At 72.9% G+C, this 16,516-nt stretch carries 15 protein-coding genes; 10 read left to right on the top strand and 5 right to left on the bottom strand.

Going from position 1 to position 16,516, the window contains the following annotated elements; translation table 11 throughout:
* Positions 1 to 23: 23 nt before the first annotated feature.
* The 3 genes from ACFV1L_RS01955 to ACFV1L_RS01945 are packed head-to-tail and all read right to left on the bottom strand — an operon-like array spanning position 24 to position 4,215.
* Positions 24 to 1,748 (bottom strand): ArnT family glycosyltransferase, encoded by a 1,725-nt coding sequence (locus ACFV1L_RS01955; RefSeq protein ID WP_380362044.1) that lies wholly within the window; start codon positions 1,746 to 1,748, stop codon positions 24 to 26.
* Positions 1,748 to 2,758, bottom strand: coding sequence for a glycoside hydrolase family 26 protein (locus ACFV1L_RS01950; protein WP_380362043.1), 1,011 nt, complete (start codon positions 2,756 to 2,758; stop codon positions 1,748 to 1,750). Before ACFV1L_RS01950 ends, ACFV1L_RS01955 begins: the two co-directional genes overlap by 1 nt.
* A complete protein-coding gene (locus ACFV1L_RS01945; protein WP_380362185.1) occupies positions 2,755 to 4,215 on the bottom strand; it encodes a glycosyltransferase family 2 protein in 1,461 nt (486 codons plus the stop codon). The genes ACFV1L_RS01950 and ACFV1L_RS01945 overlap by 4 nt, the downstream gene beginning before the upstream one ends.
* A gap of 459 nt (positions 4,216 to 4,674) precedes the next feature.
* Between ACFV1L_RS01945 and ACFV1L_RS01940 the strand changes: the two genes are divergently transcribed.
* Positions 4,675 to 5,505: a hypothetical protein gene (locus ACFV1L_RS01940; protein WP_380362041.1), complete on the top strand. Its 831-nt coding sequence runs from the start codon at positions 4,675 to 4,677 to the stop codon at positions 5,503 to 5,505.
* A gap of 24 nt (positions 5,506 to 5,529) precedes the next feature.
* A complete protein-coding gene (locus ACFV1L_RS01935; RefSeq protein ID WP_380362039.1) occupies positions 5,530 to 6,585 on the top strand; it encodes a glycoside hydrolase family 26 protein in 1,056 nt (351 codons plus the stop codon).
* A 43-nt stretch (positions 6,586 to 6,628) separates the two neighbouring features.
* Here ACFV1L_RS01935 and coaA read toward each other — a convergent pair whose 3' ends face one another.
* Positions 6,629 to 7,621: a type I pantothenate kinase gene (gene coaA / locus ACFV1L_RS01930; RefSeq protein WP_380362037.1), complete on the bottom strand. Its 993-nt coding sequence runs from the start codon at positions 7,619 to 7,621 to the stop codon at positions 6,629 to 6,631.
* A 99-nt stretch (positions 7,622 to 7,720) separates the two neighbouring features.
* Between coaA and glmS the strand changes: the two genes are divergently transcribed.
* From glmS to ACFV1L_RS01895, 7 genes are all read left to right on the top strand, one after another.
* On the top strand, positions 7,721 to 9,577 hold the full coding sequence (glmS, locus tag ACFV1L_RS01925) for a glutamine--fructose-6-phosphate transaminase (isomerizing) (RefSeq protein ID WP_380362036.1): 1,857 nt from the start codon (positions 7,721 to 7,723) through the stop codon (positions 9,575 to 9,577).
* 57 nt (positions 9,578 to 9,634) lie between these two features.
* Positions 9,635 to 10,003 carry a holo-ACP synthase gene (locus ACFV1L_RS01920; protein ID WP_380362034.1) on the top strand — a complete coding sequence of 123 codons (369 nt, stop codon included), beginning with the start codon at positions 9,635 to 9,637 and terminating at the stop codon, positions 10,001 to 10,003.
* Positions 10,004 to 10,299: 296 nt separating this feature from the next.
* Complete coding sequence (locus ACFV1L_RS01915; RefSeq protein ID WP_380362033.1) at positions 10,300 to 11,739, top strand: NAD(P)H-hydrate dehydratase; 1,440 nt, start codon at positions 10,300 to 10,302, stop codon at positions 11,737 to 11,739.
* A gap of 160 nt (positions 11,740 to 11,899) precedes the next feature.
* Positions 11,900 to 13,084 carry an alanine racemase gene (alr, locus tag ACFV1L_RS01910; RefSeq protein WP_380362031.1) on the top strand — a complete coding sequence of 395 codons (1,185 nt, stop codon included), beginning with the start codon at positions 11,900 to 11,902 and terminating at the stop codon, positions 13,082 to 13,084.
* 39 nt (positions 13,085 to 13,123) lie between these two features.
* The gene (locus tag ACFV1L_RS01905; protein WP_380362030.1) at positions 13,124 to 14,266 is read left to right on the top strand and encodes an alpha/beta fold hydrolase; all 1,143 of its coding nucleotides are present in this window, start codon (positions 13,124 to 13,126) and stop codon (positions 14,264 to 14,266) included.
* A gap of 62 nt (positions 14,267 to 14,328) precedes the next feature.
* On the top strand, positions 14,329 to 14,838 hold the full coding sequence (tsaE, locus tag ACFV1L_RS01900; RefSeq protein ID WP_380362028.1) for a tRNA (adenosine(37)-N6)-threonylcarbamoyltransferase complex ATPase subunit type 1 TsaE: 510 nt from the start codon (positions 14,329 to 14,331) through the stop codon (positions 14,836 to 14,838).
* Positions 14,839 to 14,939: 101 nt separating this feature from the next.
* Positions 14,940 to 15,149, top strand: a complete 210-nt coding sequence (locus ACFV1L_RS01895) for a hypothetical protein (protein WP_380362026.1) — start codon at positions 14,940 to 14,942, stop codon at positions 15,147 to 15,149.
* A gap of 9 nt (positions 15,150 to 15,158) precedes the next feature.
* On the opposite strand, the gene ACFV1L_RS01890 is transcribed toward ACFV1L_RS01895, so the two are convergent.
* A complete protein-coding gene (locus ACFV1L_RS01890) occupies positions 15,159 to 15,728 on the bottom strand; it encodes a L,D-transpeptidase (protein ID WP_380362024.1) in 570 nt (189 codons plus the stop codon).
* A gap of 134 nt (positions 15,729 to 15,862) precedes the next feature.
* Here ACFV1L_RS01890 and tsaB point away from each other — a divergent pair, with 134 nt between their 5' ends.
* Positions 15,863 to 16,510, top strand: a complete 648-nt coding sequence (tsaB, locus tag ACFV1L_RS01885) for a tRNA (adenosine(37)-N6)-threonylcarbamoyltransferase complex dimerization subunit type 1 TsaB (protein ID WP_380362022.1) — start codon at positions 15,863 to 15,865, stop codon at positions 16,508 to 16,510.
* Positions 16,511 to 16,516 lie beyond the last annotated feature (6 nt).

Here is a 16,516-nt window from a genome sequence, read left to right as displayed (position 1 = left end):
CCCCGACGCGTTCCCTCCCGCGGCTACTGCTGCGCGGCGGGCTGGTTCTTCTTCACCGGGACCCACACCTGGTAGAAGCCCTTACCGTAGGTGTTCTGGTACGGGATGCTGACGAGCAGTCGGTACTTGCCCTCGGTGCGCAGCTGCTTGGTGAGCTTCTCGTCGAGCGCGCCGGTGACCGTCCGGTCGAACACCACGACGTCGAAGTACCCGTCGGTGAGGGCGGCCTTGAAGCCCTGCTCACCGGAGAGCAGCTTCTTGTCCTTGGTCTGGTACGTGATGGTGTACGTCGACGTCCACTGCCCGAACTCGACCTTCTCGCGCAGGTAGTAGCGCGGGACGGAGTTCGCCTCGACCAGGTAGTGCCCGTTCGGCACCAGCTGCCGGTCGAGGGTGGCGATCAGCTGCTTGGAGTTCGGCCAGGCGTGGTAGAGGCTGTCGGACTGCACCATGCCGAGGACCAGCAGGGTGACCCAGGCGAGGATGCCCAGCTGCGGGTGGCGGAAGTGCGAGCCGACCACGCGGGTGATGCCGAGGGCGGCCATCGGTGCGGCGAAGAACAGGCCGTAGCCGATGTGCTTGTGCAGCGAGACGCTCTCGTGGATCCAGATCTGGTACGCCGGCGCGAGGACCGCGGTGCCGGTCAGCAGCAGGCCCATCAGGATGCGCCACAGGCGTCGCGGCACCCGGACGGCGTGCATGGTCGGGGCCTCGTTCATGCGGCCCTTGAGGGCGTACAGCACGGTGCCGAGCAGCGCCAGGGCGAACAGCAGGCCGCCCCACTCGACGCAGTCGCGGAGCATGTCCAGCCGGACGCCGTGGCCGGCGGCGCGGGCGGTGGTGGTGGACTGCAGGCCCTTGAGCATGTCCGAGCCGGTGAGGCGCAGCGCGGCGTACGCGCCGCCGACCGCGACGGCCGGGATCAGGACCGCCCGCAGCAGGGACCGCCAGGCGTGGTACGGCACGGCGGCCAGGCAGGCCAGCGCCACCACGATCGGGGCGTACATCAGCGAGGCGTACTTGACGGCGACGGCCAGCACCAGGACCGGGGGGACGGTCAGGGTGCTCAGCCACCAGCCGCGGCGGGCGGTGCGCACCGCGAGCCAGGCGCCGACCGCGATCAGGAACAGCGCGGCCGCGTCGTAGGTGGCCAGCGCGCCCATGAACAGGGTGGACTGGGTGACGGCGAAGCAGGCCGCCGCGACCAGGCCGACCCGCTCGTTGAACAGCCGGCGGGTCATCATGTACAGCAGGGCGGTGGTGCCCAGCATGAAGCCCAGCGACAGGCCGCGGGCGCCGGCCAGGCCGAACCAGGCGTCGAACGCGGCGGCCAGCGGCGGGTACAGCAGCGGGGAGCCGGAGAAGTACGAGGCGAAGGAGTCCGGCAGCGCGGGGCCGCCGTTCAGGTGGTCCAGCTGGAGGTGGCCGGCGTACAGGTACAGCGCCTCGTCCTCGAAGGCGCTGTTGCTCAGACGGAGCGTCAGCAGGGCCTGGGCGAGCAGGATGCCGAACAGGACCAGGCGGCTGACCCAGGTGCGGCGGCTGCTGGGCAGCGGGTCCCAGCCGACGTCGGGGACGTCGGGCAGGGTGTAGCCGGGTTCGCGGGCCGGCTGCTCCTGCGGTTCGGCCGGGGGTTCTTCGACGAACCAGCCGAAGTTCCGCTCCTGGCGGTAGCGGTCCTCGCGGTAGTGCTCTTCGTGGTCGTCGGAGGCGTGGGGGGTGAATGCGTCGTCGCGCTGCTGCGTCATCAGGGTTTTCTCGGATCGAAGCCGTACTGCGGGTCGGCAGCGTGCTGCTTGAAGGCGGCCAGCGAGCTGGGGGTCTTCTCCAGCCGCCAGTCGGCGCGCTTGCTGATGTTGAACCAGATGAAGCCCAGGACGTCGGGGTGCTTCTCCACGCCGTTGAAGAGCTCTTCGACGAAGGAGGACGCCTTCTTGCCGGGTTCGGCGGCGGTCTCGCTGATGATGAACGGCTTGCCGGTGAAGGCGCGGACCTGGTCCATGGTCCCGCCGTAGACCTGGTCGAAGTTCTTGTCGCAGCACTCGGTCCAGTAGCCGACCATGCCGACCCAGTCGATGTAGCCGTCGCCGGGGAAGTACGGCTGGAGGGCGACGCTCTTGACCGGGTTGATGATGTTCGGGCTCCACACCCAGATGACGTTGGACGCGCCGCGGTCCTGGAAGATGTCGTGGATCCGGCGCCAGGCCGCGACGAAGTCCTCGGGGCTGTTGGTCTTGGTGCCCCAGTCGTACCAGTGGCCGTTCATCTCGTGGGCGAAGCTGATCGCCACCGGGACGTTGGTCTTCTGGACGGCGGAGGCGAAGGCCTTGATGTAGGCGTCCGAGTCGCCCTTGGCGATGTCGGCCAGCGGGGTCTTGTGCGGCTCCCAGGCGATGTACGGCAGGGCGCCGTTCTGCCAGGTCAGCCGGACGCCGGTGGAGTCGAACTGGTCGCCCCAGCCGGCGTAGTTCTCGATGATGTTGGGCTGCTTGCCGACCAGTTCGGTGTACTTCTGCACCGGCTCCATGGACGCCGGGGCGCCGTCCAGCGCGACGCCGATGTACTTCTTCGCGGGCTGCAGCAGCGGGGTGGTGTCGGCCGGCGCCTGGGTGGGGTCGGCGGCGGCCACCTGGGTGTCGCCGGGGCCGAACGCGTCGTGGCCGGCGGACGGCCCGGAGCGGGTGCAGCCGGGCAGCAGGGTGAGCAGGCCCGCCATCAGCAGGCAGGCGGCGGCTCTGGCACGGTAGGTCGGTTTCACGCGGCCTTCTCGCTTCGGGGCTGGAGGAGGGTGCGGCCGACGACCAGGGCGTAGAACAGCCCGGAGGCGAGCACCAGGGCGTAGTCCGGCGGGTAGCCGGTGAGGATGCGCCACACGGCGATGCCGACCCAGGCGAGCGCGGTGCCGCCGCCCCACACGGACAGGCCGATCCACAGTCGGCGGGTGCGGTTCTTCTTGGCGGTGCTGGAACCGGTCGGCTGCCAGGCCATCCGCTTGCGGCGCAGGATGTCCCAGATCGCGAAGAAGTGCGCCCAGCCGTACATCATGCGGCAGGACCAGGCTTCCAGGCGGTACGGGACGCGGTGCCACAGCGGGAATATCACGGTGGTGTAGACCAGGCTGGGCAGCACCAGCCAGAGCCGCTCGACCAGGAACATCTCCGGGTGCCAGATCAGCAGCGCCAGCGGGATCACCGGCGACAGGAAGATGAAGATCGCGGTGTGGATGTAGTAGAAGAAGCCGGACATGTAGCAGAGCCGGCTGCTCCAACGGAGCTTGGTGTCCCAGAACTTGCGGCTGCCGAGCAGGCTCATCGAGCCGGAGCACCAGCGGTACTGCTGGTTGTAGAACGCGCCCGCGGTGTCCGGGCAGACGCCGGTGGCCAGCGCCAGCGGCACGTACTTCAGGCCCCAGCCGAGGCGTCGCAGGTCGAAGCCGGTGTGCACGTCCTCGGAGTGCTCGATCAGCGTGGTGCCGCCGTTCTCCTCCAGCGCGGCGCGCCGGTAGACGGCGCAGCTGCCGACGCAGATCGCGCCGTCGCGGGCCTGCCGGGAGACCTGCACCGAGCGGTAGAACAGCTCCTGCACGGCACCGGCGCCGCGCTCCACCCAGCTCTGCGAGTCCAGCACCCGGAAGTACTGCGGGGACTGGACGATGCCGAGCTTCGGGTCGGCGTCCATGTGCGGCAGCAGCTCGGACAGCAGGTCGGCGCGCGGCGTGAAGTCGGCGTCCAGGATGAGGATGAACTCGCCGTCGGAGTTGCCGAAGCCGAAGTGCAGGTTGCCGGCCTTCTTGTACCAGCCGCGGTTCGGCCGGGTGCCGTAGCGGAAGCCGAAGTCGTGGGCCATCGCCTCGAGTTCGGGGCTGGCCGAGTCGTCGAGCACGTACGGCATGCACAGGCCGGGGTAGTTGTCGGCCATCTCCCGGACGTGCTTCCAGGTGTTGTGCAGGATCTCGATCGGCTCGCCGCACACCGGCAGGAAGACGTCGACGGTCGGGTACTCCGCCGGCCGCCAGGAGCGCACCAGCTGGCGGTGGCCCTTGACGTCGAAGTCGCCGTTGAGTCCGGTGACCCGCAGCGAGATCAGGTAGTAGATCACCGTGAACGCCAGGAACGGCGAGTAGACCCACAGCCACGGAGCCTTGGTCACCAGGGTGATCTGACTGAACGCCAGGCAGCCGAAACTGATCAGCGAACTGACCGTCAGCACCCACAGGTGGCGCTTGGCGTAGGCGAACTTCTCGCTGTCGTTCGGGGGCTTGGGAAGCAGCCCGAGCTCCGGCGGCGCCGCTGCGGGCTTCCGGCGGCGCTGCGCAGGGACTGGGCTGCGCCGCTGGGTGCGACGAGTCGACTCGGTATTGCTGGACAAGTGGGGTCCCGTGGCCGTGTTTCAGGATTCGTACTCGGCCTACCTGTGCGGTGTAAGGCGCGACCGGCGGCCGAAGGAGTTTATCGGACGGGTCTTGCCGTCTTGGGGGCGAAGCATGACGGTTCCATCACGGTGCGGCGTCGGCACCCGGGGAAAGCGGGACATATCGGTTGGCTGTGGAGGCGGCATCACCGAATGGCCGCAGATGCCCTAGCATTCACGCACATGAGCGATGGGATGGGTGTACCGCAGAGTCCGAACACTCCGGGTGGGCAGCCGCAACAGCCTTTCGGCGGGCCCCAGCAGATGCCTGGTCAGCCGCCGGCCCAGGGTGCTCCGCAGTTCCCGCAACAGCCTCAGCCGTGGCAGCAGCAGCAGACACAGTACCCCTATCCGGGGCCTCCGCCGGTCCAGCAGTCGTTCGAGCCGGACTGGCAGCAGCTGGCCGACCAGCGCGAGGCGCAGGTGCGCCGAAAGCGCCTGATGACGGGTCTGGGCATCGGCGTGGGCGTGGTGGTGCTCGGCGCGGGCGCGGCCGCGGTCGCCGTGCTGAGCCAGAAGGACACCCCCGACAACAAGCCGGTGGCCTCCCCGTCGGCGTCCGCCCCGGCCTCGCCCACCGGCGGCGCCAAGCCGTCCGGGAGCGGTTCGCCGACCAAGCAGCTGCCGCCGGCCATCACCGCCGAGGCCCTGTTCGCCGACCAGTCGCTCAACATCGGCGGCCACAACTACGTCCGCAAGTCCACCACCACGGACAATCCGTGCTGGAAGGCAACCGGGGCCGGCCTCGGCGACGTCCTCACCAACGCGAACTGCAGCCAGCTGATGCGCGGCACCTACTTCAGCGGCAACACGGCCGTGACGGTCGGCGTCGCGGTGTTCAAGAGCGAGACGGACGCCAAGAAGGTCGGCAGCGGCATGAAGGGGCAGATCCAGCCGCTGTTCGGCAAGGACAATGTGGGAGAGTTCTGCCGCAACGTGGCCTGTGCGCTGACCAGCCGGGTCGAGGGCCGGTACGTGGTGTTCACGGTGGCGGGCCCGATCAGTGGCGGCGCCGGCGACCAGGACCCGCTGGCGCAGAGTTCCGGCAAGGAACTCGACGGCTACTTCGACCAGTTGCTCACCAAGGGGGCCTGACGCCCGATCGAGGGGGATGAACGGATGAACCGCCGGTCGTGGTGCCGCGGCGCCGCCGCGTTGGTACTGATGGCGGCCGGCGTGTCGTGTTCGGGCGCGTCCGAGGGCACCGGTCCGGCCGGTGCGCTGTTCGGCGCGCAGCCGGACGGCGGTTCGCCCTCCCCCGCGGCGTCGGCCCCGGCCGGGCCGCCGACCAAAGCCGAACTGATGGCGGCCCCCGGCGTGTTCTTCGGGGTGAGCACCTATCAGACCCCGTCCGCGGCCGAGACCGACGCGGTCGCCGCGGCGGCCGGCAAGCGGCCGACGATGCTGCAGTACTTCCTGGACTGGCGCAAGGAGTTCGACCCGGCGACGGTCCGGGAGATCTACCGGCAGGGCGCGGTGCCGATGCTCACCTGGGAGCCCGGCGACGCCCCGTACGCCGCCGACCAGCCGTCGTACGCGACCCGCAGGATCGCCGACGGCGCGTTCGACCCGTACATCACCCGCTTCGCCCGCGCGGTGCGCGACCAGCGCTGGCCGGTGGTGCTGCGGTTCGCGCACGAGATGAACGGCGACTGGTACCCGTGGTCGGCGAACGCCAACGGCAACAAGCCGGGCGACTACGCGGCGGCCTGGCGCCACGTGCACGACATCTTCTCGGCCGAGCACGCCGACAACGTCGTCTGGCTGTGGAGCCCGAACGTGATCCGCGGGGCCTCCGGCGACCTGCAGAAGCTCTACCCGGGCGACGCGTACGTCGACTGGCTGGGCATGGACGCCTACGGCTTCGGCGAGGGCACCGCCTCCGAGATCCTCGACCCGACCTACATCCGGCTGCGCGAGGTCGCCGACAAGCCGGTGTTCATCTCGGAGACCGGCGCGATGCCGGATCCGAGGAAGGCCGCCTGGATCACCGACATGTTCGAGTGGATATCCGAGCACCCGAAGGTGCCCGGCTTCGTCTGGTTCGAGCACAGCGTCGAGGAGGGCGGCCGCTACGACTACCGGTTCGCCACCGACCCGGCCACCCGGAAGGCGTTCGCGGACGGCCTGGGGACCCTCTCGCTGCGCTCCTGGCCGGTGGCGCCGACGTCCTGACGCCCCGTCCGCCGACCGGCGCGGACGGAGCCCTGGCGGGCCGTCAGAGCTTGCGCAGCAGCGCGCGGCGGACCTTGTGGTCCGCGCCCTTCTGCAGGATCAGGGTGGCCCGGCCGCGGGTGGGCAGGACGTTCTCCAGCAGGTTCGGCTTGTTGATGGTCCGCCAGACCTGCCGGCCGTAGTCCATCGCCTCCTCCTCGGGCACCTCGGTGAAGCGCCGGAAGTAGGAGTTCGGGTCCTGGAAGGCGGTCTCGCGGAGCTTGCGGAACCGGTCCAGGTACCAGGCCTCGATGTCGTCGGTGCGGGCGTCGACGTAGATCGAGAAGTCGAAGTAGTCCGCGACCGCCATCCTGGTCCGCCCGTCGGTGCCGGGCAGGGCCGGCTGGAGCACGTTCAGGCCCTCGACGATCAGGATGTCCGGGCGCTCCACCACCAGCCGCTCGTCCGGCACGATGTCGTACACAAGGTGCGAGTACACGGGGGCGGTGACCCGCTCCTTGCCGGCCTTCACGTCCGCGACGAACCGCATCAGCGCCCGCCGGTCGTACGACTCGGGGAAGCCCTTGCGGGCCATCAGGCCGCGCCGGCGCAGCTCCGCGTTGGGCAGCAGGAAGCCGTCCGTGGTGACCAGCTCGACCCGCGGGTGCTCGGGCCAGCGGGCCAGCAGGGCCTGCAGCAGCCGGGCGGTGGTGGACTTTCCGACCGCGACCGACCCCGCCACGCCGATGATGAACGGGGTGCGCACCCGCTCGGTGTCCGGCGTGTCCAGGAACGATCCCACCGCGCCGCGCAGCTCGTGCGTGGCGTGGACGTACAGGTTCAGCAGGCGCGACAGCGGCAGGTAGACGTCGCGGACCTCGTCCAGGTCCAGCGCGGTGCCGAGACCGCGCAGCCGCTCGACCTCGTCGGCGGTGAGCGGCAGAGGGGTGCGTTCGCGCAGCGCGCTCCACTCCGCGCGGTCCAGATCCACGTACGGGGAGGGGGTGGGCGCGGCGGGCGCGCCCCTCGTACAGAGTTCGGTCAGCACAGCATCCATTGTGGGCCGTCTCCGGGCCGCGGGGTGCTGTGGTGTCGGTCACCCGGTGTGGTCATCCGACTCAACGGGCCTCGAACACCGGCACCTATGCTGGCGCATATGTGCGGAATTGTTGGATATACGGGCCCACAGCAGGCCCTCGACGTAGTGATCGCAGGTCTGCGACGGCTGGAATACCGCGGATACGACTCCGCCGGCGTCGCCGTGCAGACCGAAGGAGCCGACGGGCAGCGGCTCCTGGCGACCGACAAGCGGGCCGGAAAGCTCGTCAACCTGGAGAAGTCGCTGGCCGAAACCCCGCTTCCGGCCGGCACCACGGGCATCGGACACACCCGGTGGGCCACCCACGGCGCCCCCAACGACGCCAACGCCCACCCCCACCTCGACGACCACCGCAAGGTCGCGGTCGTCCACAACGGCATCATCGAGAACTTCGCCCGGCTGCGCGCCGACCTCGCCGACCGCGGCCACACGCTGCGCTCGGAGACCGACACCGAGGTGGTCGCCCACCTGCTGTCCGAGGCCTTCGACGGCGACCTGGCGGACGCCATGCGCACCGTCTGCCGCCAGCTCGACGGCGCGTTCACCCTGGTCGCGGTGCACGCCGACGCCCCGGACGTGGTGGTCGGCGCCCGCCGCAACTCGCCGCTGGTGGTCGGCGTCGGCGACGGCGAGAACTTCCTCGCCTCGGACGTCGCGGCGTTCATCGCCCACACCCGCCGGGCCGTCGAACTCGGCCAGGACCAGGTCGTCGAACTGCGCCGCGACGGCGTCACCGTGACGAACTTCGACGGCACCCCCGCCGAGGTCCGCGAGTACCACGTCGACTGGGACGCCTCCGCCGCCGAGAAGGGCGGCTACGACTACTTCATGCTCAAGGAGATCGCCGAGCAGCCCAAGGCCGTCGCCGACACCCTCCTCGGCCGGATCGGCACCGACGGCCGGCTCACCCTCGACGAACTGCGCATCCCCGACCAGGTGCTGCGCGAGGTCGACAAGGTCGTCGTGGTCGCCTGCGGCACCGCCTTCCACGCCGGCATGATCGCCAAGTACGCGATCGAGCACTGGACCCGGATCCCGTGCGAGGTCGAGGTCGCCAGCGAGTTCCGCTACCGCGACCCGATCATGGACGACCGCACCCTCGTCATCGCCATCTCGCAGTCCGGCGAGACCATGGACACCCTGATGGCGCTGCGGCACGCCCGCGAGCAGGGCGCCAAGGTGCTGGCGATCTGCAACACCAACGGCTCGACCATCCCGCGCGAGTCCGACGCGGTGCTCTACACCCACGCCGGCCCCGAGGTCGCGGTCGCCTCCACCAAGGCGTTCCTGACCCAGCTGGTGGCCTGCTACCTGGTCGCCCTCTACCTCGGGCAGGTCCGCGGCACCAAGTGGGGCGACGAGATCACCTCGGTGATCCGCGAACTCGGCGACGCCCCCCGGCAGGTCGAGCAGGTCCTCGGCACCATGGAGCCGGTCCGCGCGCTCGCCCGCTCGCTGGCCGACGCCCCCGCGGTGCTCTTCCTCGGCCGGCACGTCGGCCACCCGGTGGCCCTGGAAGGCGCGCTCAAGCTCAAGGAACTCGCCTACATGCACGCCGAGGGCTTCGCCGCCGGCGAGCTCAAGCACGGCCCGATCGCCCTCATCGAGGAGGGCCTGCCGGTGGTCGTGGTGGTGCCCTCGCCGCGCGGCCGCTCCATCCTCCACGACAAGATCGTCTCCAACATCCAGGAGATCCGGGCCCGCGGCGCGAAGACCATCGTGATCGCGGAGGAGGGCGACGAGGCCGTCGTCCCCTACGCCGACCACCTGATCCGCATCCCGGCCACCCCGACCCTGCTCCAGCCGCTGGTGTCCACCGTCCCGCTCCAGGTCTTCGCCTGCGAGCTGGCCACCGCCAAGGGCCACGAGGTCGACCAGCCGCGCAACCTCGCCAAGTCCGTCACCGTCGAGTAGCGCGCGTATCGTCCATGCCTGCGCGAGCGTCGCGCAGGCATGGACGGAGGGCCAGGCGTGATCATCGGGGTCGGCATCGACGTGGCGGACATCGGACGGTTCGGGGAATCCCTCGAACGCACCCCCGGCCTCGCCGAACGCCTCTTCACCGCAGCCGAGTTGACCCTCCCGTCCGGCCAGCGCCGCGGCACCGCCTCACTGGCCGCCCGGTTCGCCGCCAAGGAGGCCCTCGCCAAGGCCCTCGGCGCACCCGCCGGCCTCCGCTGGGAGGACGCCGAAGTCCGCGTCGAGGACTCCGGCCGCCCCGTCCTCCACGTCACCGGCACCGTCCAGGCCCGCGCCGCCGCCCTCGGAGTGACCTCCTGGCACGTGTCGCTCAGTCACGACGCGGGCGTCGCCTCAGCAGTCGTGATCGCCGAGGGCTAGCAGGGCAGCGGACGGGGGCGAACCCTCGGGCGCGGATGGGTGCGAACCCAGGGGCGCGAGGAACTGCGCGAAGCGGAAGGCGCCCGTCGGAGAGATCGCGCCGCGGACAGTGACCCGCACGTGCTCGCGCCCTCCGCCGGGCGGGCCCGCGAGACGCGCGTCAGCGAGATCGCGCCGCAGACAGTGACCCGCACGTGCTCGCGCCCCCCGCCGGGCCGGCCCGGAAGACACGCGTCAGCGAATCGCGGCGCGGAGAATGGCCCGTAACGTGCCCGCGCCTCCCGAAGGAGATCCCGTTGCGCCACGCCCACACCGTCGCCCAGGTCCGCGCCGCCGAAGCCGCCCTGATGGCGGATCTGCCCGAAGGCACCCTGATGCAGCGCGCCGCCGCCGGTCTCGCCGCAACCTGCGCCGGGCTGCTGCCCCGCGTCTACGGCAGTCGCGTCCTGGTGCTGGCCGGCTCCGGCGACAACGGCGGCGACGCCCTGTTCGCGGCCGCCCGGCTGGCCCGCCGCGGGGCCCGCGCGGAGGCGCTGCTGCTGGATCCGGCGAAGGCGCACGCCGAAGGCCTGGCCGCGCTGCGCGCCGCCGGCGGCCGGGTCACCGACGACGCCGGCGCGTTCGGCCGGGCCGACCTGGTGCTGGACGGCATCGTCGGCATCGGCGGCCGCGGCCCGCTGCGTCCCGCCGCCGCGCCGTTCGCCACGATGGACCGCCGCGGCCCGGTGGTCGCCGTCGACGTGCCGTCCGGCGTCGATCCGGACACCGGCGAGGTGACCGGTCCCGCGCTGCGCGCCGACGTCACGGTCTGCTTCGGCACCCACAAGCCCGGCCTGCTGATCGACCCCGGCGCCCGGTACGCGGGCGTGGTCCACCTGGTGGAGATCGGGCTCGACCTGCCGCCCGCCCCCGTCGAGGCCCTGCAGCACGCCGACGTGGCCGCGCTGCTGCCCGCCCCCGGCGCGGAGAGCGACAAGTACCGGCGCGGCGTGGTCGGCGTCGCCGCCGGCTCCGCCCGCTACCCGGGCGCGGCGCTGCTCGCCGTCGCGGGGGCGCTGCGCGGCGGCGCCGGGGCGGTGCGCTACACCGGGCACGCCGCCGAGGAGGTGGTCCGCCGACACCCCGAGACGCTGGTCACCGAGGCCGGCCCGGCCCGCGCCGGACGCGTCCAGGCCTGGGTGGTCGGGCCCGGCGGCGGCGACGGCGCCGAACAGGCGCTGCGCGAAGCCCTCGACACCGATGCGCCGGTCCTCGCCGACGCCGACGCGCTCACCGAACTCGGCCGCCTCGGCCCCGGCCTGCTCGCCGGCCGGACCGCGCCCACCCTGCTCACCCCGCACGCCGGCGAGGCCGCCCGGCTGCTCGCCGGCCTCGGCGAGCACACCGACGCCGACACCGTCGCCGCCCGCCGCCTCCGGTCCGCCCGGCTGCTCGCCGCCCGCTACGGCGCGACCGTGCTGCTCAAGGGCTCCACCACGGTCGTCGCCGACCCCGACGGCCGGGCCCGCACCAACCCGACCGGCACCGGCTGGCTCGGCACCGCCGGCAGCGGCGACGTGCTGTCCGGCCTGGCGGGCTCGCTCCTCGCCACCGGCCTCGCCCCGCTGGACGCCGCCTCCGTCGCGGCCTACCTGCACGGACTGGCCGGCCGCCGCGCCGCCGGGACGGGGGCGCCGGTCACCGCCCTGGACGTCGCCGAGGCGCTGCACCCGGTCTGGCGGTCGCTGACCGAGTGACGCCGCCGGGGGCCCGGTCCGGGGCCCGGACGGAACCGGAACGCGCCCCACCGCGTGGAAGGACCGGAAGGGTAGGGCGTACGGGTGGACGGGTGACAGGGTCCCGGTCGGCCGCGCCCCTGACGGGGGGATCGGCGGGGGTCTGGGAGACTGATACGCGATGACGACTGCGAACACCACCGGCACACCCGCACTGACCGAGGGGGTCCGCGCCGAGGCGACCGTCGACCTGGCCGCCCTGCGCGACAACCTGGCAGCCCTGCGCGCCCGCACCGACGGCCCCGAGCTGATGGCCGTGGTCAAGGCCGACGCCTACGGCCACGGCGCGCTGCAGTGCGCCCGGGAGGCGGTCGCCGCCGGCGCCGGCTGGCTCGGCACCGCCACCCCGCAGGAGGCGCTCGCGCTGCGCGCCGGCGGCATCCGCCCCGACCGGGCCCGCATCCTGTGCTGGCTGTGGACCCCGGGCGGCCCCTGGGCGCAGGCGCTGCGCGAATCCGTCGACATCTCGATCAGCGGCCAGTGGGCGCTGGACGAACTTCTCGACGCCGTCCGCGCCACCGGCGTCCCCGCCAGGGTCCACCTCAAGGCCGACACCGGCCTCGGCCGCAACGGCTGCCAGCCGCGCGACTGGCCCGACCTGGTCGACAACGCGCTGAAGGCGCAGGCCGACGGCCTGCTGCGGGTGGTCGGCGTCTGGTCGCACTTCGCGGCCGCCGACGAGCCCGGCCACCCGTCCATCCAGGTGCAGCTGGACTCGTTCGCGCAGGCCCTCGCGTTCGCCGAGCGGTCCGGCGTCGACCCCGAGGTGCGGCACCTGGCCAACTCCCCGGCCACCCTGCTGCTCCCGCAGTCCCACTACGACCTGGTCCGGCCGGGCCTCGCGATGTACGGCCTCTCGCCGGTGCCCGAGGTCGGCACGCCCGCCGACTACGGCCTGCGGCCGGTCATGTCGCTGACCGCCCGGCTCGCGCTGGTCAAGCACGTCCCCGGCGGGCACGGCGTCTCCTACGGCCACCACTACGTCACCCCCGGGCCCACCACCCTCGGCCTGATCCCGCTGGGCTACGCGGACGGGATCCCCCGCCACGCGAGCAACACCGGGCCGGTGCAGATCGGCTCCGGACGCTACCGGGTGGCCGGGCGGGTCGCGATGGACCAGTTCGTCGTCGACCTCGGCGGGGAGACGTTCGAGGTCGGCGAAGAGGCCCTGCTGTTCGGCCCGGGCGACCGGGGCGAACCGACGGCGGAGGACTGGGCGCGGGCCTGCGGCACCATCTCGTACGAGATCATCACCCGGATCGGCGGCCGGGTGCCCCGGCGGTACGTCGGGGGGCTGTCGCAGTGACCGTCTCCGCCGGAGCACGCCCGCGTCCCCGGGCCGCCCATGGCTGAGTCGTCCGGGGTGTCGAAGGCCGGGCTGATCGGGATATCGCTCGGCGTGCTCGCCGCCGGGGCCGCGGCCGGGGTGGCGGTGGAGCGGCTGACCGTCGGGCGGGCGATGCGCCGACGGGCCCGGGAGGAACTGGACGCGGCGGCGCCGTTCGGCTCGCTGCGCGGCGCGCCCCGGCGGGTGCGGGCCGACGACGGCACCGAGCTGTACGTGGAGGTGGACGCCGGCGAGGGCCCCGGGCCGACCGTGGTGTTCTGCCACGGCTACTGCCTGAACCAGGACAGCTGGCACTTCCAGCGCGCCGCCCTGCGCGGCGCCCTGCGCACGGTCTTCTGGGACCACCGCAGCCACGGCCGCTCCGAGCGTTCCCGGTCCTACCTGAAGGGCGAGCCCGCCTCGATCGACCAGCTCGGCGGCGACCTGCGCGCGGTGCTGGACGCCGTCGTGCCGGACGGGCCGGTCGTGCTGGTCGGGCACTCGATGGGCGGGATGACGGTGCTGGCGCTGGCCGCCCAGCACCCCGACCTGTTCGGCCCGGACGGCCGGGTCGCCGGAGTGGCGCTGATCGGCACGCTGGCAGGCGGCTGGGACTCGGTGACGCTGGGCCTGCCCGCGGCCGGGGCGAAGGTGCTGAAGCGGGTCGCGCCCGGCGTGGTGCGGATGCTGGGCCGGCAGGTCGAGCTGGTGGAGGCGACCCGCCGCTGGGGCTCCGAGCTGGCCTCGGTGTTCTACCGACGGTTCTCGTTCGGCACCAAGGACGTCGACCCGGGCGTGGTGCGGTTCGCCGAGCAGCTCCTCGACGCCACCCCGATCGACGTGGTCGCCGAGTTCTACCCGGCGTTCTCGCTGCACGACAAGCAGGCCGCGCTGGCCGCGCTGGACGGCGTCCCCACGCTGGTGATGGCCGGCAGCAAGGACCTGCTCACCCCGCCCGAGTACTCCGAGGCGATCGCCGCCGCCCTGCCCGGCGCCCGGCTGGTGCTGGTGGAGAACGCCGGCCACCTGCTGATGCTGGAGCGCCCCGCGATCGTCGACGCGGAGCTGGTGGGCCTGCTGGAACGGGCCGCCGGCCGGGCCGGCACCGGCCCGCTGCCGGAGGAGCTGCGCGCGGTCGAGGACGGGCGGCCGGAGGGCTGAACGGGCGTCCGGCCGCGGTGTGGCACCGTAGGGGTGGCCGCAACGTATCGAAGAAGGACGCCATGGGTTCGCAGACCACTCTGACCGTCGCCACCGCGGAGCGGATGACCGGCCTCGGCCGGCGGCTCGCCGCCCTGCTGCGCCCCGGCGACCTGGTGCTGCTGTCGGGGGAGCTCGGCGCGGGCAAGACCACGCTGACCCGCGGGCTCGGCGAGGGCCTGGGCGTGCGCGGCGCGGTCACCTCGCCGACGTTCGTGATCGCCCGGGTGCACCCGTCGCTGACCGGCGGCCCCGCGCTGGTGCACGTGGACGCGTACCGGCTGGGCGGCGGCCTGGACGAGATGGAGGACCTCGACCTGGACGTCTCGCTGCCCGAGTCGGTGATCGTCGTCGAGTGGGGCGAGGGCAAGGTCGAGCAGCTCTCCGAGGACCGGCTGGAGGTCCGGATCGAGCGGACCCTGGGCGGCGCGGAGGCGGACGTGGTGGACGAGGCGGACGGGCGCCGGGTCACCGTCACCGGCCTGGGCGGTCGCTGGGACGACGTGGACCTCACCGTATTGGGTGACAACTGAGCCGGTTTCCGACAGCGCGTCGGGAAACTGTTGCGGCCCGGCCGGTGGGCGTGATGGGATGGCGGCAGCAGGTTAGGTGTGCCTAACTAGGGAGGCGCCCCATGGCGAGCACCACCCCCCGGACCGACACCCGTCCCGAACCGGCCGAGAACCGTCCCGAACCGGCCGACGCCCCCGACGGGGCCGCGCGTCCGGACGCCCGCGAGCCGAGTGCCGACGCCGCCGCGCCGCCGGTCCCGATGCGCGTCCTCCTGGCGTCCTGCCGGGCCGCCGAGGCGGTCTCCACCCCGCCGGAGCGGCACGCCGCGTAGCGGCCGGGCTCAGGCGACCACGACGACCCGGGTGCCGTTCGGCGCGAAGTCCCACAGCGCCTGGCCGTCCGGCCGGGACGCCCGGATGCCGCCGGTCCTGGTCTTCGGGTCGACCGAGGGCGCGGCCGCGCCCTCGTCCACCAGCGCGCTGAAGCCGAACACCGTGCCCTGCTGCTGGGCGAACCGCACCACGTGCTCGATCTTCCGGCCGTCGGTGCCGGTGCCCGCGGCGGTGCGGCTGTAGACCGTGTACGCGCCGGGGTTCGGCAGCGCGCTGCCCGGCGTCACCTTGAACGAGGCGAGCACCGGCTCCGGCTTCTTCGGGTCGACCAGCCACACCTGGCGGTCCTTCAGCGAGAACACCACCCGCAGGCCCGTCCCCGAGTCGGCGGGCAGCGGGGGAGCGGTCGGCTTCTCGCTCGCCGGGGCGGCAGCCGCCGGGGCGCTCGCCGGGGCCGCCGGGGCGGCCGCCACCGCCCGGGACGCGGCGCCGTTGGCCTGGAACGCCAACAGCCCGATCACCGCCATGGCCCCCAGGGTCAGCCCGCCGACCACCGCACCAGGACCCAGCTTCGCCACGTCTGCTCCTCAACGCTCCGCGTCTCACGTCCGAAGGCCCATCGTGCCAGGTCCGCCGCGCCGCATCGGCCTCTTCCGATCGTGTGTTCCCGGCCGGTGCGGGCACCCGCGCCGGACCCTCTAACCTTGAACCCGTGCTCCTCCTCGCCTTCGACACCGCCACCCCCGCCGTCACGGCCGCCGTCCACGACGGCGAGCGCGTGCTCGCCGAGTCCTACGAGGTCGACGCCCGCCGGCACGGCGAACTGCTGCTGCCGACCGTCGCCGCCGTGCTGCGCAGCGCGGGCGTGGACAAGCGGCAGCTCACCGACCTGGCGGTCGGCGTCGGCCCCGGCCCGTACACCGGCCTGCGGGTCGGCCTGGTGACGGCCGCCGCGCTCGGCGACGCGCTCGGCCTGCCCGTGCACGGCGTCTGCACCCTCGACGCGATCGCCCACCAGGCCCGCACCGAGGGCCTGGACGGCCCGTTCGCGGTGGCCACCGACGCGCGCCGCAAGGAGGTCTACTGGGCCTCCTACGACGCGTCCGGCGCCCGGGTCTCCGGCCCCTCGGTGGACCGCCCGGCGGAGATCGAGCCCGGCGGGCGGACGGTCGGCGCGGGCGCGCTGCTGTACGGCCTGCCGGCGGCGAGCGGCCCCGAGCACGTCTCGGCGGGCGCGCTGGCCGACTTCGCCGTCCGCGAGCTGGCCGCCGGCCGCGCACTGCTGCCGAACGCCCCGCTGTACCTGCGGCGGCCGGACGCGCAGGTGCCCGCCGGCTACAAGGCGGTGCTTCCGGCGTGACGGGCG

Source organism: Kitasatospora sp. NPDC059646 (assembly GCF_042734615.1).
Taxonomy (GTDB): Bacteria; Actinomycetota; Actinomycetes; order Streptomycetales; family Streptomycetaceae; genus Kitasatospora.
Note: the sequence above shows the minus strand (reverse complement) of the source record. Positions and strands in the feature narration are given on the sequence as shown.

Excerpts from the sequence above, each read along its gene's own strand:
- ACFV1L_RS01955 (WP_380362044.1), bottom strand. The coding sequence starts at position 1,748 with ATGACGCAGCAGCGCGACGACGCATTCACCCCCCACGCCTCCGACGAC.
- ACFV1L_RS01940 (WP_380362041.1), top strand. The coding sequence starts at position 4,675 with ATGCCTGGTCAGCCGCCGGCCCAGGGTGCTCCGCAGTTCCCGCAACAG.
- ACFV1L_RS01935 (WP_380362039.1), top strand. The coding sequence starts at position 5,530 with ATGAACCGCCGGTCGTGGTGCCGCGGCGCCGCCGCGTTGGTACTGATG.
- coaA (WP_380362037.1), bottom strand. The coding sequence starts at position 7,621 with ATGGATGCTGTGCTGACCGAACTCTGTACGAGGGGCGCGCCCGCCGCG.
- glmS (WP_380362036.1), top strand. The coding sequence starts at position 7,721 with ATGTGCGGAATTGTTGGATATACGGGCCCACAGCAGGCCCTCGACGTA.
- alr (WP_380362031.1), top strand. The coding sequence starts at position 11,900 with ATGACGACTGCGAACACCACCGGCACACCCGCACTGACCGAGGGGGTC.
- ACFV1L_RS01905 (WP_380362030.1), top strand. The coding sequence starts at position 13,124 with ATGGCTGAGTCGTCCGGGGTGTCGAAGGCCGGGCTGATCGGGATATCG.
- tsaE (WP_380362028.1), top strand. The coding sequence starts at position 14,329 with ATGGGTTCGCAGACCACTCTGACCGTCGCCACCGCGGAGCGGATGACC.
- ACFV1L_RS01895 (WP_380362026.1), top strand. The coding sequence starts at position 14,940 with ATGGCGAGCACCACCCCCCGGACCGACACCCGTCCCGAACCGGCCGAG.